Raw genomic sequence first — 20,265 nt, forward strand, 5'->3', positions numbered from 1 at the left:
GAGCGGCTCAGGAACCGTTCTTGAGGAAGTCGGGCACGTCGACGTCGTCGAAGAGCACCCGGCGGGGCGACTGCTGCGGTGCCGGCACGGTGGTCTGCGGCGTCACCGCGGGGGTGGCCGGCGCCGGCTGGTTCTGGTTGGTCTTGCGCGCCGGCTCGGCCGCCTTGTACGCCGGAGCGCCCCCGTCGAAGCCCGCCGCGATGACGGTGACCCGCACCTCGTCGCCGAGGGCGTCGTCGATGACCGCGCCGAAGATGATGTTCGCGTCCGGGTGCGCGGCGTCGGTGACCAGCTGCGCGGCGTCGTTGATCTCGAACAGGCCGAGGTCGGAGCCGCCGGCGATGGAGAGCAGCACGCCACGCGCGCCGTCCATGCTCTGCTCCAGCAGCGGGCTGGAGATGGCGGCCTCGGCCGCCTCGACCGCGCGGTTCTCGCCCCGCGCGCTGCCGATGCCCATGAGGGCGCTGCCGGCGCCGCTCATCACGCTCTTGACGTCGGCGAAGTCCAGGTTGATCAGACCCGGGGTGGTGATCAGGTCGGTGATGCCCTGGACACCGGAGAGGAGCACCTGGTCCGCGGTGCGGAAGGCGTCCATCATGGAGATGTTGCGGTCGCCGAGCGCGAGCAGCCGGTCGTTCGGGATCACGATCAGCGTGTCGCACTGGTTGCGCAGCTCGTCGATGCCGGCCTCGGCCTGCACCTGGCGGCGCTTGCCCTCGAAGGAGAACGGCCGGGTGACCACGCCGATGGTGAGCGCCCCGAGCTTGCGGGCGATGTTGGCCACCACGGGCGCACCGCCGGTGCCGGTGCCGCCGCCCTCGCCGCAGGTCACGAAGACCATGTCGGCGCCCTTCAGCACCTCCTCGATCTCGTCGCGGTGGTCCTCGGCGGCGTTCTTGCCGACGTCCGGGTTGGCGCCGGCACCCAGGCCGCGGGTCAGCTCGCGGCCGACGTCGAGCTTGACGTCGGCGTCACTCATCAGCAGCGCCTGCGCATCGGTGTTGATCGCGATGAACTCGACGCCCTTGAGCCCAACCTCGATCATTCGGTTGACGGCGTTCACGCCGCCGCCACCGATGCCGACGACCTTGATGACCGCCAGGTAGTTGTGCGGAGGTGTCATCTGAAGGTCCTTTCCCCCTCGAGATTGGCATGGGCCGCCCCACACGGCTTCGCCAGGTCAGCGGTCGACGGAAGCTGTCACCAGCGGGGCTCGGGCGCAAACCCTCACCCTCTACTAGAGGGTTACAGTTATGTCAACCACTGATCCTCTTCGGGGCAACGTAAGCGCCCCCGCCCCATGAGCCAAGCAACCGCGGCGGCGTGTCGCCACCCGGTACGCGTCACACGTCAGCGGAAGGTCACGACGTCCGGAGCGCTCACGTCGATCGTGTCCGCCTGGCGGTCCAGCAGCGCGGTGGCGACCCGGGCCTTGTCCTCGCCCCGCGTCGCGTCGCCCCACACCACGCTCCGCTCGCCCCGCAGGTTGAGCGTGATCCGGGCCAACCCCTCGACCGTGACGTCCACGAGCTGCTCCCGCAGCTGCGGAGTCAGCGCCGCGAGCACCTCCAGGGCGGCCCCGGTCTCCGGGTCCGCCGGCCCCGGGGCCGCCAGCCGGACCAGCGGCAGCCCGTCGGGACGCTCGGGCAGCGTCCGGAAGACCACCCCGGCGCCGTCCACCACCGCGAACTGCCCGCCCTGCGGCACCACCGCCACCCCGGTCCGCTCGGTCACCCGGACCACCAGCGCGTCCGGCCAGTCCCGGGTCACGTCCGCCCGCTCGACCGCCGGCAGGGAACCGATCCGCCGGGCGGTGGCGGCCAGGTCGACCCGGGCCAGCGGCATGCCGTCGGGCACCCGGGCGGCGTCGCGCACCTGGACCGCCGTGACCAGCTCGGCGCCCTCCACCCGGACCTCCCGCACCCCGAACAGCCCGGTGCTGAGCAGAGCCCAGGCGACCAGGCCGGTCAGCGCCAGCACGCCGGCCGCGACCGCCCAGGGCAGGGCCGCGCGCATCCGCCGCTGCCGGGCACGGGCCATGAACCGCCGGGTCGAGGCGGGTACCGCGTCCCGGCCGGCCCGGACCAGCTGCCAGCGGCGGGCGGGACCCCGACGGCCCGCGCCGCCCTCCCCGCCCGAGGGGCGCGCGGGCGCCCGACGACCGGCGCCGCCGTCCGCGCCCGCCGGGCGACCGCGCGCGGGCCCCGGGCTCATCCGGCGGCGGAGGCGTCCGGGACCGGGCCGCCGGCGACACCGGGGACGGTACCCCCGATCGTCGTCGCACCACCGGTCTCGGCGCCGGGCGGCGTACCGGTCGGACCGTCGCGCCGCGCGGACAGCGCGTCGAGCAGCTCGTCGCCCATGAGCGAGATCGGCGGGGCGCCCATGGTCACCACGACGTCGCCCGGCCGGGCCCGGCGGGCGACCTCGACCGGCGCGGCCTCCCAGGAGTCGACGAAGACCTTCCGGTCGGCCGGCAACGGCACCGCCTCGACCAGCGCCGCCGAACCCTCCCCCGGCGCCCGCAGCTCACCCGGCCCGAAGACCTCCAGCAGCACCAGCTCGTCGGCGATCGCCAGGGCCTCGGCCATCTCCGCCTGCAGATCCCGGGTGCGGTAGAGCCGGTAGGGCTGGAACACCACGATCAGCCGGCCGTCGCCGGCCACCTCCCGCAACGTCTCCAGGGCCAGCGTCATCGAGGTCGGGTGGTAGGCGTACTCGTCGTAGACCAGCACGTCGTCCGCGACGCCCTTGCGCTCGAAGCGCCGCCGGACGCCCGGGAACGCCGCCAGCGCGGCCTCCGCCGCCTCCAGCGGCAGGTCCAGCAGGTACGCGGCGAGCACCGCCGAGGCGCTGTTGAGACCCATGTGGCGGCCCGGCACCGGCAGGCGGAACTCGCCCAGCGACCGCCCGTCGATCTCGGCCAGGTAGCGGACGCCCTTGGCGGAGGAGGCCATCTCGGTCAGCCGCAGGTCGGCGTCGGCCGACCGGCCGTACGTGTGCACCCGCCGGCCCTCGGCGCGCAGCGTCTCCGCCAGCCGCCGGCCGCCCGCGTCGTCGGCGCAGGTGATGATGAACCCGTCGGGGTCGGTGAGCCGGGCGAACTCGGCGAACGTCGCCTCCAGGTTGGCCAGGTCCCCGTACGTGTTGAGGTGGTCCGCCTCGATGTTGGTGATGATCGAGACGAACGGCCGGTAGATGAGGAACGAGCGGTCGCTCTCGTCCGCCTCCACCACGAAGTACTCCCCCGTGCCGTGGTGCGCGCCGGAGCCGACCTCGGAGATCTCGCCGCCGATCACGAAGGACGGGTCCACGCCGGCCTGCTGGAGCACCATGGTCACCATCGACGTGGTGGTGGTCTTGCCGTGGGTGCCGGCCACCGCCACCGTCCGCCGCCCGGTCATCGCCGCGGCGAGGGCCTCGGAGCGGTGCAGCACCCGCAGGCCGCGGCGGCGCGCCTCGACCATCTCCAGGTGGTCCTGGGGGATCGCCGAGGAGTAGACCACGGTGTCCACGCCGTCGAGGTTCGCCGCCTCGTGGGTCATGTGGATCGTTCCGCCGAGGGCGCGCAGACCGGCCAGGGACGGCCACTCGCGCAGCTCGCTGCCGGAGACCGGGATGCCGCGGGTGAGGAAGAGCCGGGCCAGGCCGCTCATGCCGACCCCGCCCACCCCGATCAGGTGGATGGTGCCGAGATCCTCGGCGGTCAGCGTGCCGGCCGGGGTGAACTGCCGCGCGCTCACCGGACCACCGCCTCGTAGACGAAGTTGAGCAGCGCCTCGTCGCCGTCCCGACGCCCGTAGGCGGCCGCGGCGGCGCCCATCGTGGCCAGCCGCTGCGGGTCCCGGATCAGCGGGATCAGCGTGCGCTCGGCCCACGCCGGCGTCAGCTCGGCGTCGTCGACGAGCAGCCCGCCCCCCGCCTCCACCACCGGCAACGCGTTGCGTTTCTGCTCCTGGTTGCTGTGCGGGTACGGCACGTAGACCGTGGGCAGCCCGATCGCCGCCACCTCCGCGCAGGTCATCGCGCCGCCCCGGCCGAGCATCAGGTCGGCCGCGGCGTAGCCCAGCTCCATCTGCGACAGGTACGGCAGGGTCACGTACGGCACCGGCAGGTCGCTCGGCACCGGCACCGGCTCGTTGCGGGCGCCGATCACGTGCAGCACCTGCACGCCGTTGCGGGCCAGTTCCTTGGCCGCGCCGGCGACCGCCAGGTTGATCGACCGGGCGCCCTGCGAGCCGCCGGCCACGAAGAGCACCGGCAGGTCGGGGCGGAGTCCGAAGTGGGCCCGGGCGGCGTTGCGGGCGGCGTACCGGTCCAGACCGGCGATGGCGCGGCGCAGCGGCACGCCGACGACCCGGGCGTCGCGCAGCGCCTCGGCCTGCGCCGGCTGGTGCGGGAAGCCGACGGCGACGTGCTTGGTGAACTTCATGCCGAGCCGGTTGGCCACCCCCGGCGGCACGTTGACCTCGTGGATGACGATCGGCAGCTCGCGCCGCCACGCGGCGAGGTACGCCGGGACCGAGACGTACCCGCCGAAGCCCACCACCACGTCGGCGCGCACCTCGTCGATGACCTTGCCCGCGGCGCGGGCCGCGGTCCACATCCGCCCGGGCGTCTTCACCAGGTTCATGTTGACCGAGCGCGGCAGCTGGTACGCGGGGATCTGGCGCAGGTCGTACCCGGCCGGCGGGATCAGCTCGTTCTCCAGGCCCTTGGGGGTGCCCACGCAGGTGATCCGGACGCCCGGGTCGTGCCGGCGCAGGCAGTCGGCGAAGGCGAGCAACGGGTAGATGTGTCCCCCGGTGCCACCTCCCGCGAGCACCACCGAACGCAGCGGACCCATCACCGTCTCCTCTCGTCCGCCGACCCGCGCCGGACCCGGTCCTGCCGGGCGCCACGCGAAGCGGCCTGGTCGTCTCCGCGCCGCTCCCGGGGCACCCGTGCTCGGGTGGCCGAACCGGCCTTCGCCCGGCGGCGGCCGGGAAGCGGCGGCAACGGGGCCCACACTAGTCGGACCCATCGGGCCGGCGGACGGGCATGGAGGGCTCTCGCCGCATCAGGTTCGGCGCGGGCGAACGACGCCAGCATGCCGACCGCGGCGAGCGTGACGACCAGGGCGCTGCCGCCGTCGGAGATGAACGGCAGCGGCACGCCGGTCAGCGGCAGCAGACCGACCACCCCACCGATGTTGATCACGGCCTGGCCGACCAGCCAGGCGGTCGCGGCGGCGGCGGCCAGCCGCCGGAACGGGTCGGCCACCCGGCGGGCGATCCGCAGCCCGGTGTACGCGAGGACGGCGAAGAGCGCGACGACCACGCCGCACCCGACGACGCCCAGCTCCTCGGCGATGACGGCGAAGATGAAGTCGTTCTGCGCGGCGGGCAGCCAGTCCCACTTCAGCGAGCTCTTGCCCAGGCCGGTGCCGAACCAGCCGCCGTTCTCGATCGCGTACCGGGCCTGGACCATCTGGTAGCAGTCCTCGAGCTTGCACTGGTCCGGCGGGGGCGGGTTGATGAACATGGTCAGCCGGGCCAGCCGGTAGTTGTCGGCGTCCTTGGAACCCGATCCGGCGCCGAGCGAGGCCACCGCGACCAGCAGGCCGATGCCGACCAGCCCGACCGCGGTGAGGGTGGCGAAGACCCGCAGCCGCACGCCGGCCGCCCAGAGCAGGCCGATCACGAGGGCGAGCAGGCAGAGCATGGTGCCCAGGTCGTTGTAGCCGACCAGCACGAACAGCAGCCCGACGACGGGGAAGAGCGGCGTCGCGAGCTCCCGCCACCAGCCGAGCTTCGCGCCCTTGCGGGCGACGACGTCGGCCCCCCACAGCACCAGGGCGAACTTGGCCAGCTCCGACGGTTGCAGCTGGATCGGGCCCAGGTGCAGCCAGTTGAGGTCCGCGTACACCGGGCCGAGCCGCTCGACGTCGGCGAGGGACTGGAGGGCCATCAGCACGTTCAGCAGGAGCAGCAGCACCACGGAGACGCCGAGGGCGGGCCAGCCGACCACCCGGAAGGTGCGCGCGGGCAGCCGCTGGCAGGCCCAGAACGCCACGATGCCGATCACCGCGAAGATCGCCTGCTTGGTGAGCGAGGCGGTCGCGTCGCCGCCCGCGGCGTAGTCGCGCACGCTGGTCGCCGAGAAGACCATGGTGAGGCCGATCAGCAGCAACAGGCCCGCGCTGGACAGCAGCAGGTAGTAGGAGGCCAGGGGCCGGTCCAGCAGCCCGCGCAGGGCGGCCAGCCCGCCGGCGGCGTCCAGCCCGCGCAGCGTCCCACCGCCGGGCTCCTCCGGCGGTCGGGTGCCGCCGGCCGGTTCGGGCGTACGCCCGCCCGACCGCCGGGTTGTCGACTCCGTCGTCACCTCGCTGCCTCGCGCCTCCCCCACCCCGCCATCATCGCGCCTGACCGCCGCCCGTACGCCCGCAACCGCCCCCTCGGCGTGTCGGCAGGTGCGCGCACTTTCCCGGAAAGAGTGGCCTTCCGGCGCCCGGAGGCCACTCTTTCGGTGCAAGTGCGCGGATGTTGAAGGGGGTGCTGCGGGGTGTCTCAGCCGACGTGGGCGAGGAAGTCGCTGTAGAACAGGCCCAGCGCGATCGCCACGCCGATGCCGGCGATGATCCAGAACCGCACCACGATGTTGACCTCGCTCCAGCCGGCGAGCTCGAAGTGGTGCTGCAGCGGCGACATCCGGAAGACCCGCTTGCCGGTGGTGCGGAACGAGATGATCTGGATCACCACGGACATCGTGATGATCACGAACAGCCCGCCGATGATCGGCAGCAGCAGGATCGTCCGCGTGGACATCGCCATGCCGGCGATCAGGCCGCCCAGGCCCAGCGCACCGGTGTCCCCCATGAAGATCCGTGCCGGGGAGGTGTTCCACCACAGGAAGCCGACACACGCCCCGGCGGCCGCGCCGGCGATCAGGGCGATCTCCAGCGGGTCCCGGACCGCGTAGCAGTAGTCCTGGGTGTAGTTCGGGTCGGCGCACCAGTGCCGGTACTGCCAGAAGGCGATCAGCGCGTACGCCGCCAGCACCATCACCGAGGCGCCGGTGGCCAGGCCGTCCAGGCCGTCGGTGAGGTTGACGCCGTTCGTCGCGGCCATCACCACGAAGATGAAGACGATCACCGCGCCGACCTTGGTGAGCTCCAGCGCCGGGATGTCCCGGATGAAGCTGAGCGTGGTGCTGCCGACCGTCTCGGTGTTGGTCACCTGCCCCTGGGCGTCGGTCATGGTGCTCGGGAAGTAGAGGGCGATCACCCCGAAGACCGCGCCGACCAGGATCTGACCGAGCAGCTTGCCGCGCTTGTTGAGACCGCCGCTGTGCCGCTTGCGTACCTTGAGGAAGTCGTCGATGAAACCGACCGCGCCGGAGAACACCATCAGCCCGAGCAGCACCAGCGCCGTGATGGTCGGCTCGACCTGGGCGATCTGCGCGTCCGGCAGGGTGGTCAGGGCCAGGTGGCCGGCGACGTACGCGATGACGGTGGCCAGGATGAAGACCACGCCGCCCATCGTCGGCGTGCCCTTCTTGCCCTGGTGCATCGCCGGGCCCTCGGCCCGGATCGGCTGGCCGGCCTTGAGCCGGGTGAACACCCGGATCGCGATCGGCGTGCAGAACAACGACACCAGGAAGGCCACCCCGACCGCGACGATGACCGCCCTCATGCGGCCTCACCGCCAGTCGACCCGGCACCGTCGCCGGCCGACCCGCCGGCGGCCACCGCGTCGGCGCGCAGCGCGTCCGCCACCTCCCAGGTGCGGTACCGCGAGCCCTTCACCAGGACGACGTCGCCCGGCCGCAGGTCGCCCCGCAGCGCCTCGACAGCGCCCGCCTGATCGGTGAGCAGCACCGATTCTCCTCCCCAGTCACGTACCGATGTCGCGCCCTCGTGGATCGGCGCCGCCGCCTCGCCCACCACGAGCAGGCGGTCGACACCCAGCTCGGCCGCGAGCCGGCCGACCTCGGCGTGCCCGTCCCGCTCGAAGGGCCCCAGCTCGGCCATGTAGCCGAGCACCGCCACGGTGCGCCGCCCCTGCCCGACGCCGGCCAGCGCGCGCAGCGCGGCCGCCATCGAGGCGGGGTTGGCGTTGTACGAGTCGTCGATGACGGTGACCCCGTCGGTGCGCTCGAACACGTCCATCCGTCGGGTCGAGACCAGACCCAGCGCGCCCAGCGCGGTCGCCAGCTCGGGCAGCGGCATGCCCAGTTCCCGGGCCACCGCCGCGGCGGCGAGCGTGTTGGACACCTGGTGGCGGCCGGTCAGCCCGAGCCGGACCGGCGCATCGCCCTCCGGCGTCACCAGCGTGTACGACGGCCGGCCGCGCTCGTCCAGCGTCACGTCGACCGCGCGGACGTCGGCGTCCGCCGCCTCGCCGTACCGGATCACCCGGGCCTGCGTCCGCGTCGCCATCGCCGAGACCAGGTCGTCGTCGGCGTTGAGCACGGCCAGCCCGTCCACGGGCAGCGCCTCGACCAGCTCGCCCTTGGCCAGGGCGATGGTCTCCCGGGACCCGAACTCGCCGATGTGGGCGACGCCGACGTTGAGCACCACGGAGATCCGCGGGGGCACCACGTCGCACAGGTACCGGACGTGCCCCACCCCCCGGGCGCCCTTCTCCATCACCAGGAAGCGGGTCTCCGGGCCGGCCTTCAGCGCCGTGTACGGGTGCCCCAGCTCGTTGTTGAAGGATCCGGGTGGCGCCACCGTCGGCCCGAGCCGGCCGGCGAGCTGGGCGATGAGGTCCTTGGTGGTGGTCTTGCCGGAGGAGCCGGTGAGACCGATGACGGTCAGGCCGGACAGCCGGTCCACCACGGCGCGGGCCAGCCGGCCCATGGCGGCGAGAGCGTCGTCGACGAGCACCATCGGCACGCCGGGCACCTCGCGGGTGCCGAGCACGGCGACCGCGCCGGCCGCGACGGCCGCCGCGGCGTAGTCGTGCCCGTCCACCTGCTCCCCGGGGAAGGCGACGAAGAGCCCGCCCGGGGCGACCTTGCGGGAGTCGAACTCGACCGGGCCGGTGACCGTGCCACCCGGGTCGGCGGCCACCAGCCGACCACCGACGGCCGCGGCCACCTCGGCCAGGGACAGCGGGATCACGGCTGCCCCGCCGGGTCGCCGAAGCGGGCGCCGAGCGCGGCGGCCAACTCGGTGCGGTCGTCGAAGGGGTGCACCTCCCCGCCGACCTCCTGGCCCTGCTCGTGGCCCTTTCCGAGCAGCGCCACGATGTCGCCGGGCTCGGCGAGCCGGACGGCCTCGACGATGGCCGCGCGCCGGCCGGGCACCTCCAGGATGCGGGCGTCGGTGCCGGCCCGGTACGCCCCGGCGAGCACCTCGGCGCGGATCTCGGCCGGGTCCTCGGTCCGGGGGTTGTCGTCGGTCACCAGCACCACATCCGCCCCCTCCGCCGCCGCCGCGCCCATCAGGGGGCGCTTGCCCCGGTCGCGGTCGCCGCCCGCGCCGAGCAGGCAGATGAGCCGCCCGGCGCTGAGCTCCCGCAGAGCGGTGAGCGCGGCGACGATCGCGTCGGTCTTGTGCGCGTAATCGACCACGCCCCGCACCGGGCCGGGGGCCCGGACCAGCTCCAGCCGCCCCGGGACGCCGCCGCAGGCGGCCACGCCCTCGACGGCGGTCTTCGGGTCCACCCCGGCCGCCACCAGCACGGCGACGGCGAGCAGCGCGTTGGCGACGTTGTGCCGGCCGGGCAGGGCCACTCCGGCGGGCAGGGTGAGCCCGTCCGGGCCGTGCAGCATGAACCGCTGCGCGTACCCCTCGCCGCCGATCTCGTCGGCCCACCAGGTGGCGGACCGGTCACCGGCCGCCGAGTACGTCACGGTGGCCGGCTTGTACAGCGGTCGCAGCGCCGGGTCGTCGTGGTTGAGCACCTCGACGTCGCAGCGACCGTCGAACAGGCGGGCCTTGGCCGCGAAGTAGTCGGCGGCGTCGGCGTGGAAGTCGAGGTGGTCGGAGCCGAAGTTGGTGTATCCACCGACGGTGAACCGGACGCCGCCGACCCGGCCCATCGCGAGGGCGTGGCTGGACACCTCCATGACGACGGCCGTCACGCCGCGTTCGCGGGCGGCGGCGAGCATCGCGTGCAGGTCGGTCGCCTCGGGCGTGGTGCGGACGCTGTCGATGACCAGGTCGCCCAGCCGGGTCTCGACCGTGCCGATCAGCCCGGTGGTGTGCCCGGCCGCGCGCAGCCCGGACTCGACCAGGTACGCCGTGGACGTCTTGCCGGCGGTGCCGGTCAGCCCGATCACGGTCAGCCCGGCGGTCGGGTCGCCGTACACCGCACCGGCCAGGTCGCCGAGCACGGCACGCGGGTCCGGCACCACCAGGGTCGGCAAACCCGCCTGCTCGGCCGCCGGAGCGCCGGCCGGGTCGGTGAGCACGGCAACCGCGCCGGCCGCGGCCGCGGCGGGGATGAATTCGGCGCCGTGGCGCCGGGCGCCGGGCAGCGCCGCGTACAGGTCGCCGGGGCGGACCTCCTGGCTGGCGTGGGTGATCCCGGTGACGACCGGCTCCCGGGCCGCGGACCGGGGGTCGACGGCGCCCGCGCCGGGTTCGGCGGCGAGCCGGGCGGCGAGGTCGCCGAGCCGGACGCCGGTCACGGTACGGGGACGAGGATTGCCGGACACGGCGTCAGACCCTACCCGGTCGTCCGGTTCCGGCCGTACAGCCGCCCCGGTGGTTCGTCCGCACGCACCGATGATGTCCCGTTTCCGCCGCTCAGCGCGGAAAGACCTGGAACTTCGGCGCGGCGGTCGACGACGGCGGCACCCGGTAGTGCCGCAGCGCGAACTGCATCATCTCCCGGAACGCCGGGGCGGCGATGTCCCCGCCACCACCGCCGGGGGTGTGCGCGAACACGGCGATCACGTACCGGGGCTTCTCGGCCGGCGCCATCCCGATGAACGACGCCACCTCGCCGGGCTGCTTGCGCCCCTCGACCAGCCGCCAGCCGGTGCCGGTCTTGCCCGCCACCCGGTAGCCGGGGACGGCCGCCGCCAGGCCGGTCGCGTGGTCGACGGTGGTCACCGCCTCCAGGATGGTGCGCAGCTCGGCGGCGATGTCCGGGCTGAGCACCTTGCGGGTCACCGGGGGTTCCGGCTCGGTCCGCTTCCCGTCCGGCCCGATGATCTCCTTGACCAGGCGCGGCTGCACGTACGTGCCGTCGTTGGCGATCGTCGCGTACGCGGTGGCCATCTGCAGCGGCGTGGCGTCGACGCTGTGCCCGATCGGCACCGACCCGTACGACGACCCGCTCCACTCGTCCGCGGGCAGCAGCCGGCCGCTCGCCTCGCCGGGCATCCCGACCCCGGTCGGCTCGCCGAGGCCGAACCGCTTCTGGTAGTCGATGAGCCGGTCCCGGCCGAGCTGCTCGGCGATCGTGATGGTGCCGACGTTGGACGAGTACGCCATCATCCCGGCCAGGCTCATCCGCCTGCCGCCCACCGGGTGAGTGTCGGGGAACCAGGTGTCGCCCATCTTGATCCCGTTCGCGATGGGCAGCGTCGTGTCCGGGGTGATCACGCCTTCCTGGAGCGCCGCCCCGAACGTGATCGCCTTGTGCACCGAGCCCGGGTCGACCACAAAGCTGGTCGCCACGTCCTCCCGCTCGGTCGGCTTACTGTCCAGCGGGTTCGCCGCGTTGTAGGTGGGGTACGAGGCCTGGGCCAGCACCTCGCCGGTGCCGACCTCCAGCACGACCGCCGCCCCGGTCGAGCCCTTGACCTTCCCCATCTGCTTCGCCAGCAGGACCTGCACCATGTACTGCAGGTCGCGGTCGATGGTGAGCCGCAGCGAGCTGCCCGGCTTCGCCTTCGTGGTCTCGCTGTAGCCGCCGGGGATCGGCGCGGCCAGGTCGCCGAGGCCAACCTCATAGACCCGCTTGCCGTCCACGCCGGCGAGCAGCTTGTCGTAGCGCGCCTCCAGCCCCTCCAGGCCGTTCATGTCGGCGCTGGTGAACCCGATGAGGTTCGCCGCCAGGTCGTCGCCGGGCACCTCGCGCCGCTCGTCCCGGTGGGTGTTGATGCCCGGCAGGTTCAGCGCCGTGATCTGCCGGGCCCGACCGACGTCCACCCCGCGGGCCAGGTACTCGAACTGCGACGGCTTGCCGTTGGGCCGGTTGCGCGGCGCCATCCGCTCCGCCAGGTCCGACGGCGGGATGCCGAGCAGCGGTGCGAGGGCCTTCGCGGTGGCCTGCACGTCCTCGATCTGGGTGGGGTCGGCGTAGACGTACCGCGCCTCGACGCTGTGCGCGAGGGCCGCGCCGCCCCGGTCGTAGATGGCGCCGCGGGGGGCCGGCAGGACCACGGTGCGCAGCCGGTCGGCGAGACCCGCGTCGGCGTACGCCGGGCTCTCCACGGCCTGGAGCACGACGAGCCGGATCCCGATGACGGCGAACAGCGTGAGGGCCAGCGCGGTGCCCAGCCGCAGCCGCCGGCCGGGATCGGCCAGCCGGGGCGGCTTCGGCGGCTTGCGTGCCGGGCGCCGGGCCGCCGGTCGGGCCGGCGCGGCGCGTGCGGGGCGGCGACGGGCCGGCGGCTCGTCGCGCGGCGCGCGCTCGGGCACGGTCCGGACCACCGACGTACGGCGCGGCGGCGGCTCCCGCCGGCCGGCGCGACCGCCGTCGAGCACCTGCAGGGCCGGGCGGAACGGGTCACCGGAGCGGCCGCCGCGCGGCGTCCGGCGCTGCTCGGCGCGGGTCGCCCGGGCGTCACCCAGCCGCTCCTCGCCGATGGTGCGACCCCGGGGGGTGTACGCCCGGGCGCCGGAGATGCCGCCGACGCCCGGCTCGGCCGAGCGGTGATCGGCGGCTCCGTCGCCACGGGACGGGCCGCGCCGGGAGCCCGTGGCGTCCCGGCGCGGTTCCTCCGATCTCGGCGGCACGGCCTACCCCCCGGTGCCCTGCTGGCTGGTGACCGACGGCTGCCCGCTGGCCGGCTGCGGCACGCCGATGGTCTTGCCGTCCGGCAGCCGGATGTACGCCGGCTCGTCGGCCTCGACCAGGCCGAGCTTGCGCGCGGCGGCGGTCAGGTTGCCCGGCGCCTCCGCCTCGGCGATCTCCCGGTTGAGCTGCTGCTGCTCCAGGTCCAGCTTGGCCTGCTGCTGCTGCAGCTTCTCCAGGCGGAACGCGTTCTCGTTGATCTTCGTGTTGACCAGCAGGATGCCGAGCACCCCGCCGACCACCAGCAGCACGATCAGCGCGGCGAACGGCGCGCGCGGCACCGACACCGGCGCCGGCGGCGCCACCCGCAGCCGGGGCGGACGCGCCGCGTTGGCGGCGGTCCGCTCCGGGCGCAGCGCGGCGGTGCCCTGCGTCGGGAACTCGCGCGCCCCCCGGGCGCGAGTCTCCGCCGACCGGGTCGCCCGCGGCGTGCCCGTTCCGGTGCGCGTGGCCCGCTCCGCCGCGATCCGGCCCCCCGACCGCGGTGTGCGCTGCCCGCCGCCGGTCACGTCCCGGCGGTCGCGCTTGTCAATCGTCATGTCCCTCCCCCTCTTCGTCCGTCCCTGTCCCGTCCCTCGGGGCCGGCCGTCGCACGGTCGACCCCGTCCCCGGTTGGTGCATCGCCCGGACCCGCCGGCGGTACCGTTCGCGGTCGGTACGCCGGTGCTGCTCCGCGGTCGGGTCGAGCCGCTCTGCGGCCCGCAGCCGCACCGAGGCGGCGCGCGGGTTCGCCGCGACCTCCGCCTCGCCCGGCAGCTCCGCGCCCCGGCTGAGCAGCCGGAACGTCGGACCGGTCCCGGGCAGCTCGACCGGCAGGTCGACCGGGCCCGTGCTGCGGACCCGGTCGGCCAGGGCGACCTTGGTGAGCCGGTCCTCCAGCGAGTGGTAGGACAGGACCACCATTCGGCCCCCCACCGTGAGCCGGTCGAGCGCCGCCGGCAGCGCTGCCTCCAGCGCCGCCAGCTCTTTGTTTACCTCTATCCGTAAAGCCTGAAACGTTCTCTTTGCCGGGTGTCCACCGGTTCGTCGGGCTGCTGCCGGAATGCTCTCCCGGACCAGTTCCGCCAGCCGGGCCGACGAGGTGATCCGGGCGCGTTCCCGCTCCCGCACGATCGCCGACGCGATCCGGGTCGCGAACTTCTCCTCGCCGTAGACCCGCAGCACCCGGGCCAGATCCGGGTGCGGATAGGTGTTGACCACCTCCTCGGCGGTCACCCCCCGGGTCTGGTCCATCCGCATGTCCAGCGGTGCGTCCTGCGCGTACGCGAACCCGCGGTCGGGCGCGTCGAGCTGCAACGAGGAGACACCGAGGTCGAACAGGACCCCGTCGACGGCCGGCAGACCGAGCCGGTCGAGCACCTCCGGCAGCTCGTCGTAGACGGCGTGCGCCAGGTGGATCCGGTCGGCGAACCGGGCCAGCCGCGCACGCGCGTGCGCGAGCGCCTCCCGGTCCCGGTCGAGCCCCACCAGCACCGTCCGCGGGTGTGCCGCCAGCACGGCCTCGGCGTGCCCACCCAGCCCGAGCGTGGCGTCCACGTGGACGGTCCGCTCGCCCCGGTCGAGCGCGGGGGCCAGCAGCTCGAGACACCGCTCGAGCAGCACCGGCACGTGCGTGCCGCGTAGCTCCCCCATCTCGACCCCCACTGGTTCAGTCCGTCCGTCGTCTCGCGCCTGTCGTCGGACGACGCCGTGCCGCCGTACCGCCAGATCCCCATCCGCTTCCGCCCGCCTTCCGGCCACGGCCCCCCGATCGGATCGTGCGCCTGGCACCGGGGAAGGGGTGCCAGGAACTCGAAAGCGGCTGGAGATCTCGCAGTACGCCGGGCGCCGTCACGCCCTACAGACCGCCGGGCAGCACCCCCTCCTCGATGTCGGCGAAGTCGTCTTCGCTCTCCGCGAGGTAGGTCTCCCAGGCGGTGCGGTCCCAGATCTCCACCCGGGTGTGCGCGCCGATCACGACCAGGTCGCGGTCGAGGGCGGCGTACTGCCGCAGGTGGGCCGGGATGGTCACCCGTCCCTGCTTGTCGGGGACCTCGTCGTGCGCGCTGGCGAAGAAGACCCGGCTGTAGGCCCGGGCCGCCTTGTGCGTCATCGGCTGTGCGCGCAGCTGCTCCGCGATCCGCTGGAACTCCGGCGTCGGGAAGACGTAGAGGCAGCGCTCCTGCCCTTTGGTGATCACGACACCCCCCGCCAGCTCGTCCCGGAACTTCGCCGGAAGGATCAACCGGCCCTTGTCGTCGAGGCGCGGAGTGTGGGTGCCGAGGAACATCGGCCCAACCCCCTCGCCCTCTAGCGGCGTTCGCGGCGCCGCTGACCCCCCGGGCCGGTGGGCCCTCCCGGCCTCACCATCGCGCCCCACTCTACTCCACTTCCCTCCACCTGCAACCGGAAATGCCCGCGTGGCGCGCGTGGCGCGCGGGCAAAACCGCACGTCAGAAGGGGTGGAGCGGAGTGGAGGGCGAAACGGCTCCGGCGACCGCGTCCGCTTTCCGACATAGATCAACTCCATCCGGCCGATGCCGGTCCGACCGGCCGACAGACGGTAGCCGGCCGAACGGTTCGCCGTCGGCGGCGATCTGGGGGGCCCGCCGGTGGAGTAACCTCGCTCGCGTGACGGACCCGAAGATGCCCCTGCGGGCGAAGGTGGCCAGCTCCGTGTCGCGGACCGCCGCGGCGCTGTCGCGCGCCGCCGGCCGAGGCGACGGCTCGGTCATCGGCGGCTGGATCGGCCTCAAGATCGATCCGGACCTCCTCGCCCACCTCGCCGCGGGCCGCGCCATCGCCCTGATCTCCGGGACCAACGGCAAGACCACCACCACGCGCCTAGCCACCGCGGCGGTCAGCGTCCTCGGCAAGGTCGCCACCAACTCCTTCGGGGCGAACATGCCCACCGGGCACACGTCGGCGCTGGCCAAGGCCGGCAGCACCCCGTACGCGGTGCTCGAGGTCGACGAGCACTACCTCGCCCAGGTGCTGGACTCCACCGACGCCCACGTGGTGGCGCTGCTCAACCTCTCCCGCGACCAGCTCGACCGGGCCAAGGAAGTCGCCATGATGGCGCAGCTCTGGCGCGCGGCGCTGGTCCGGCACCCCGAGCTCCGCGTCGTCGCGAACGCCGACGATCCGATGGTGGTCTGGGCCGCCACCCCGCCGCCCAACCACGACCACCGCATCACACCGCCGCAGGTCACCTGGTTCAGCGCCGGCCAGCGCTGGCACGACGACTCATGGGTCTGCCCCGAGTGCGGCTCGACCATCGCCCGGGAGGGCGACCAGTGGTGGTGCACCGGCTGCCCGCTGCGCCGGCCCGCACCGCAGTGGACGGTGGAGGACGACGGCGTGCTCGACCCGACCGGCGCCTGGCACAAGGTCAAGCTCCAGCTCCCGGGCAAGGTCAACCTCGGCAACGCGGCCACCGCCCTCGCCGTCGCGGCCGAGTTCGGCGTACGCCCCGTCGACGCGGTGCTCAAGCTCGGCTCGGTCACCTCGGTCGCCGGCCGGTACGCGCAGGTCGAGCGCGACGGGCGGCTGATCCGGCTGCTGCTGGCGAAGAACCCGGCCAGCTGGCTGGAGGCGTTCGACATGGCCGACGAGGCGCCGACACTGCTCTCCATCAACGCCCGCGACCCCGACGGGCTGGACACCTCCTGGCTCTTCGACGTCGACTTCAGCCCGCTCCGGGGCCGGCAGGTGCTCATCACCGGCGACCGGGCGTACGACCTGGCGGTCCGGCTCGACGTCAACGACGTGCCGTTCCAGCACGTCCGCACGTTCGCCGAGGCGATCCGGACGGCCCCGCCGGGCCGGCTGGAGGTCATCGCGAACTACACCGCGTTCCAGGACATCCGAGCGGAGTTGGACCGTGTCCTCTGACAGCCTGCGCATCGTCTGGGTCTACCCCGACCTGCTCTCCACCTACGGCGACCGCGGCAACGCGCTCATCCTGGCCAGCCGCGCCCAGCGGCGCGGCTACCCGGTCGAGGTGCTGGAGATCCGCTCCGACCAGCCGCTGCCCGCCACCGCCGACATCTACCTCGTCGGTGGCGGCGAGGACGGCCCGCAGGCGCTCGGCGCGCAGCGGCTGATCGCCGACGGCGGCCTGCACCGGGCCGTCGCGCAGGGCTCGGTCGTGTTCGGCGTCTGCGCCGGCTACCAGCTGCTCGGCTCCTCGTTCTTCGCCAAGGGCACCAAGTGCGGCGGGCTGGAGCTGCTCGACCTGTCCTCCGACCGGGGTTCCACCCGCGCCGTCGGCGAGCTGGCCGGCGACATCGACCCGCGCCTCGGCCTGCCGCCGCTGACCGGCTTCGAGAACCACGGCGGGCGCACCCACCTCGGCCCGGACGCGTTCCCGCTGGCCCGGGTGACCGCCGGGGTCGGCAACGACGGCGTCACCGAGGGCGCGTGGCGGGGCAAGCTGCTCGGCACGTATTCGCACGGGCCGGCCCTGGCCCGCAACCCGGACCTGGCCGACCTGCTGCTGCGCTGGGCGATCGGGGTCAACCAGCTGCCCCCGCTCGACGACACCTGGTCGGACCGGCTCCGCGCCGAGCGCCGCGCCGCGGTGGCAGCCGCGCGGCCGTGACCCGTCCCGGCCGCCCCGCGGCCGGGACCCGCGACGGCCGTCGCCACCTGTTCCGCGCCGTCCGCCGGGCCCTCGCCGATCCGGCCGCCATCCGGTTCGGCGTCCTGCTGCTCCTGCTCGCCGGGTTCGGCCTGGCGCTGCTCGTGGTACCCCGCCCGGAGCCGGCCCAGCTGCCGGACGGGGCCGACCGACTCGGCGGGTACGCCCCGGTCGCCGCGATCGTCGGCGGCGCGCTGCTGCTCGTGGCGCTGGTCCCCCGGACCTTCATCACGCTGGCCGCCGGCGCGCTCTTCGGCGCGCTGGCGGGAGCCGTCTACGCCCTCGGCGCGGCGCTGCTGGCCGCGGCCGCCGGGTTCGCGGTGGGCCGGGTGCTCGGGCGCGAGTTCGTCGCCGAGCGGGTCCGCGGCCGCCTGGCCCGGCTGGACGGCTGGTTCGCCCGGCAGAGCGTGCTCGGCGTGGTCACCGTGCGGCTGCTGCCGATCGCCGGGTTCGGCCTGGTCAGCTACGGCTACGGGACCACCGGCGCCCGGCTGCTGCCGTTCCTCGCCGGCAGCGTCATCGCGTCCGCGCCGACCGCGTTCGGGTACGCGGCCGTCGGCGCCGCGGTCACCTCTCCCGACGACGTCAACTGGTTCGCCGCCGCCCCGGCCGGGCTCGGCCTGATCGCCGCCGCGGTGCTCATCCGCCGCTGGTGGCGTGCCGAACGCGAGCGCCGCGGCGCCCCCACCTGAGGCCCGCGCGCCCGGGCCGCGCAACGTCGGTGGGGCCGCGTCAGGCGGGCGGGGCGACCAGGCCGGCCTCGTAGGCGGCGATCACCAGGTGCACCCGGTCACGCGCGCCGAGCTTGGTGAACAGCCGGGCCACGTGCGCCTTGGCGGTGGCCACGCTGATCACGAGTTCGGCGGCGATCTCCGCGTTGGACAGGCCCCGGCCGACCAGGGTGAGCACCTCGCGTTCCCGTTCGGTGACGCCGTCCAGGCCGCGGCGGGCGGCGGCCGGGGCGGGCCGGCGGGCGAACTCGGCGATCAGCCGGCGGGTCACGGCGGGCGCGATCAGCGCGTCACCGGCGGCGACCACCCGGACCGCGGCGAGGATCTCGTCCACCGCCATGTCCTTGACCAGGAATCCGCTCGCGCCGGCGCGCAGCGCGGCGTGCACGTGCTCGTCGTCGTCGAAGGTGGTGAGCACCAGCACCCGTGCGGGCCCGCCCTGCGCGGTGATCGCGCGGGTGGCGGCGATGCCGTCCGTGCCGGGCATCCGCAGGTCCATCAGGACCACGTCCGGGGCCACGTCGCGGGCCAACCGGACGGCCTCGGCGCCGGTGCCGGCCTCGCCGACCACAACCAGGTCGGGCGTGTCGGCGATCAGCACCCGCAGGCCGGCGCGGACCAGCGGCTGGTCGTCGACGAGCAGCACGCGTACGCTCACCGCTCCCCCGTCCCGGGTCGCGACCCCACCGGCTCCCCGGTCACCGGTGACACCGGCAGCCACGCCGCCACCCGGAAGCCACCCTCCGGCCGCGGGCCGGCGCGGAACCGGCCGCCGGCCAGGGCGACCCGCTCCCGCATGCCGACGAGCCCGTGCCCCGCACCGCCGACCGCGCCGCCCCGGCCGTCGTCGACGACCTCCACCGCGATCTCGTCCGGGCCGTGGGTGACGGTGAGCCGGCACCGGTCGGTGCCCGCGTGTCGGACCACGTTGGTGAGCGCCTCCTGGACGATCCGGAACGCGGCGAGGTCGACGTCGGCCGGGACCGGCCGCCGCTCGCCGCGCTGCCGCACCTCCACCCGGACCCCGGCGTCGGCGGCGGACGACACCAGCCGGTCGAGGTCGGCCAGGCCGGGCGTCGGATCCAGCGACGCCGCCTCCGACTGCGGGCGGCGCAGCGCGCCGAGCGTACGCCGCAGGCCGGCCAACGTGTCCCGGCTGGTCGCCTCGATGGTGGCCAGCGCGGCGCGGGCCTGTGCCGGCTGGCTGTCGATGACCCGGGCCCCCATGCCGGCCTGGATGGCGATCACCCCGATGCTGTGCGCGACCATGTCGTGCAGCTCGCGGGCGATGCGCAGTCGCTCGGCGGTGACCGCCTCGGCGGCGGTGTGCGCCCGAACGGCCTCGGCGTAGCCGCGCCGGGCACGGGCGGAGTTGCCGACCGTCCACGCGGTCAGGACCGCCAGCACGGAGAGCGTGGCCCGGCTGACGGGGTCGGTGGAGGGGTTCACGAAGCTCGCGGTGATCTGCACGACGAGCACCCCGACGGCCACCGGCACCGAGACCCGGCGGGACCGGGTCGCCGCGATCAGCCCCACCACCAGGTCGACCGCCAGGAACTGCGCGTACCAGATGTCGGTCAGGTAGCCGTCGTCCGGGACGCCGACGGCCGCGGTGACCACGCACGCCGCGACGAGCATCAGCGCCAGGGCGAGCACCGGCCGGCGGCGCAACAGGCCGGCGGGCAACCCCACGGCCAGCAGCGGCACCAGGTAGCGCTCCTCGAGCCACCAGTCGCCGAAGCCCACGCCGTCCCGGCTGCTCGCCAGGACCGGGGCCGTGAGCACGGCCACCGGCAGCACGGCCACCCCGACCCAGGGCAGGGCCGTCCGGGCCAGCGACGAGGCGCGGCGCGACAACGGCACGGTGGCGTCCATGCGGCCACGTTAGCCAGCCCTCGGCCGCCCGGTCATCGGCCCACGGGCGTACGCCCGGCGGCCGATGGCCGCCCTCCGG

Annotated in this window: 17 protein-coding genes; 3 read left to right on the plus strand and 14 right to left on the minus strand. The window is 74.5% G+C overall.

The features are described 5' to 3' along the window. Nucleotides 1–7: 7 nt before the first annotated feature. From ftsZ to mraZ, 12 genes are all read right to left on the minus strand, one after another. A complete protein-coding gene (gene ftsZ, locus EV376_RS27210; protein ID WP_130327858.1) occupies nucleotides 8–1,123 on the minus strand; it encodes a cell division protein FtsZ in 1,116 nt (371 codons plus the stop codon). A 227-nt stretch (nucleotides 1,124–1,350) separates the two neighbouring features. Beyond that, on the minus strand, nucleotides 1,351–2,214 hold the full coding sequence (locus EV376_RS27215; protein WP_130327860.1) for a cell division protein FtsQ/DivIB: 864 nt from the start codon (nucleotides 2,212–2,214) through the stop codon (nucleotides 1,351–1,353). Continuing rightward, nucleotides 2,211–3,743, minus strand: a complete 1,533-nt coding sequence (gene murC / locus EV376_RS27220; RefSeq protein ID WP_130327862.1) for a UDP-N-acetylmuramate--L-alanine ligase — start codon at nucleotides 3,741–3,743, stop codon at nucleotides 2,211–2,213. Before murC ends, EV376_RS27215 begins: the two co-directional genes overlap by 4 nt. Further along, on the minus strand, nucleotides 3,740–4,846 hold the full coding sequence (murG, locus tag EV376_RS27225; protein ID WP_130327864.1) for an undecaprenyldiphospho-muramoylpentapeptide beta-N-acetylglucosaminyltransferase: 1,107 nt from the start codon (nucleotides 4,844–4,846) through the stop codon (nucleotides 3,740–3,742). Before murG ends, murC begins: the two co-directional genes overlap by 4 nt. Further along, nucleotides 4,846–6,270: an FtsW/RodA/SpoVE family cell cycle protein gene (locus tag EV376_RS27230; RefSeq protein ID WP_486482941.1), complete on the minus strand. Its 1,425-nt coding sequence runs from the start codon at nucleotides 6,268–6,270 to the stop codon at nucleotides 4,846–4,848. The genes murG and EV376_RS27230 overlap by 1 nt, the downstream gene beginning before the upstream one ends. A 278-nt stretch (nucleotides 6,271–6,548) precedes the next feature. Next, nucleotides 6,549–7,673, minus strand: a complete 1,125-nt coding sequence (mraY, locus tag EV376_RS27235) for a phospho-N-acetylmuramoyl-pentapeptide-transferase (protein WP_130327866.1) — start codon at nucleotides 7,671–7,673, stop codon at nucleotides 6,549–6,551. After that, nucleotides 7,670–9,106, minus strand: coding sequence for a UDP-N-acetylmuramoyl-tripeptide--D-alanyl-D-alanine ligase (locus EV376_RS27240; RefSeq protein WP_130327868.1), 1,437 nt, complete (start codon nucleotides 9,104–9,106; stop codon nucleotides 7,670–7,672). Before EV376_RS27240 ends, mraY begins: the two co-directional genes overlap by 4 nt. Then, nucleotides 9,103–10,647 carry a UDP-N-acetylmuramoyl-L-alanyl-D-glutamate--2,6-diaminopimelate ligase gene (locus EV376_RS27245; protein ID WP_486482819.1) on the minus strand — a complete coding sequence of 515 codons (1,545 nt, stop codon included), beginning with the start codon at nucleotides 10,645–10,647 and terminating at the stop codon, nucleotides 9,103–9,105. The genes EV376_RS27240 and EV376_RS27245 overlap by 4 nt, the downstream gene beginning before the upstream one ends. Nucleotides 10,648–10,738: 91 nt before the next feature. Next, nucleotides 10,739–12,901, minus strand: a complete 2,163-nt coding sequence (locus EV376_RS27250; RefSeq protein ID WP_130327870.1) for a peptidoglycan D,D-transpeptidase FtsI family protein — start codon at nucleotides 12,899–12,901, stop codon at nucleotides 10,739–10,741. A gap of 3 nt (nucleotides 12,902–12,904) precedes the next feature. Further along, nucleotides 12,905–13,498, minus strand: a complete 594-nt coding sequence (gene ftsL / locus EV376_RS27255; protein ID WP_130327872.1) for a cell division protein FtsL — start codon at nucleotides 13,496–13,498, stop codon at nucleotides 12,905–12,907. Beyond that, entirely contained in the window at nucleotides 13,488–14,591 is a 1,104-nt protein-coding gene (gene rsmH, locus EV376_RS27260; RefSeq protein WP_130328892.1) for a 16S rRNA (cytosine(1402)-N(4))-methyltransferase RsmH, read from the minus strand. Before rsmH ends, ftsL begins: the two co-directional genes overlap by 11 nt. A gap of 205 nt (nucleotides 14,592–14,796) precedes the next feature. Beyond that, nucleotides 14,797–15,228, minus strand: coding sequence for a division/cell wall cluster transcriptional repressor MraZ (gene mraZ, locus EV376_RS27265; RefSeq protein ID WP_130327874.1), 432 nt, complete (start codon nucleotides 15,226–15,228; stop codon nucleotides 14,797–14,799). Between the two features lie 356 nt (nucleotides 15,229–15,584). Between mraZ and EV376_RS27270 the strand changes: the two genes are divergently transcribed. From EV376_RS27270 to EV376_RS27280, 3 genes are read left to right on the plus strand one after another with little or no spacing between them, the layout of a single operon-like run. Further along, entirely contained in the window at nucleotides 15,585–16,832 is a 1,248-nt protein-coding gene (locus EV376_RS27270; RefSeq protein WP_130328893.1) for a MurT ligase domain-containing protein, read from the plus strand. After that, nucleotides 16,822–17,541, plus strand: a complete 720-nt coding sequence (locus EV376_RS27275; RefSeq protein ID WP_130327876.1) for a type 1 glutamine amidotransferase family protein — start codon at nucleotides 16,822–16,824, stop codon at nucleotides 17,539–17,541. The genes EV376_RS27270 and EV376_RS27275 overlap by 11 nt, the downstream gene beginning before the upstream one ends. 47 nt (nucleotides 17,542–17,588) lie before the next feature. Beyond that, complete coding sequence (locus tag EV376_RS27280; RefSeq protein WP_486482942.1) at nucleotides 17,589–18,272, plus strand: TVP38/TMEM64 family protein; 684 nt, start codon at nucleotides 17,589–17,591, stop codon at nucleotides 18,270–18,272. A gap of 40 nt (nucleotides 18,273–18,312) precedes the next feature. On the opposite strand, the gene EV376_RS27285 is transcribed toward EV376_RS27280, so the two are convergent. Both EV376_RS27285 and EV376_RS27290 read right to left on the minus strand, forming a co-directional pair. Further along, complete coding sequence (locus EV376_RS27285; RefSeq protein ID WP_130327880.1) at nucleotides 18,313–18,969, minus strand: response regulator transcription factor; 657 nt, start codon at nucleotides 18,967–18,969, stop codon at nucleotides 18,313–18,315. Further along, nucleotides 18,966–20,186, minus strand: a complete 1,221-nt coding sequence (locus tag EV376_RS27290; protein ID WP_130327882.1) for a histidine kinase — start codon at nucleotides 20,184–20,186, stop codon at nucleotides 18,966–18,968. Before EV376_RS27290 ends, EV376_RS27285 begins: the two co-directional genes overlap by 4 nt. Nucleotides 20,187–20,265: the final 79 nt, after the last annotated feature.

The organism is Micromonospora sp. CNZ295 (genome assembly GCF_004217535.1).

Excerpts from the sequence above, each read along its gene's own strand:
- rsmH (WP_130328892.1), bottom strand. The coding sequence starts at position 14,591 with ATGGGGGAGCTACGCGGCACGCACGTGCCGGTGCTGCTCGAGCGGTGT.
- mraY (WP_130327866.1), bottom strand. The coding sequence starts at position 7,673 with ATGAGGGCGGTCATCGTCGCGGTCGGGGTGGCCTTCCTGGTGTCGTTG.
- EV376_RS27290 (WP_130327882.1), bottom strand. The coding sequence starts at position 20,186 with ATGGACGCCACCGTGCCGTTGTCGCGCCGCGCCTCGTCGCTGGCCCGG.
- EV376_RS27215 (WP_130327860.1), bottom strand. The coding sequence starts at position 2,214 with ATGAGCCCGGGGCCCGCGCGCGGTCGCCCGGCGGGCGCGGACGGCGGC.
- ftsL (WP_130327872.1), bottom strand. The coding sequence starts at position 13,498 with ATGACGATTGACAAGCGCGACCGCCGGGACGTGACCGGCGGCGGGCAG.
- murG (WP_130327864.1), bottom strand. The coding sequence starts at position 4,846 with ATGGGTCCGCTGCGTTCGGTGGTGCTCGCGGGAGGTGGCACCGGGGGA.
- EV376_RS27270 (WP_130328893.1), top strand. The coding sequence starts at position 15,585 with ATGCCCCTGCGGGCGAAGGTGGCCAGCTCCGTGTCGCGGACCGCCGCG.
- mraZ (WP_130327874.1), bottom strand. The coding sequence starts at position 15,228 with ATGTTCCTCGGCACCCACACTCCGCGCCTCGACGACAAGGGCCGGTTG.
- ftsZ (WP_130327858.1), bottom strand. The coding sequence starts at position 1,123 with ATGACACCTCCGCACAACTACCTGGCGGTCATCAAGGTCGTCGGCATC.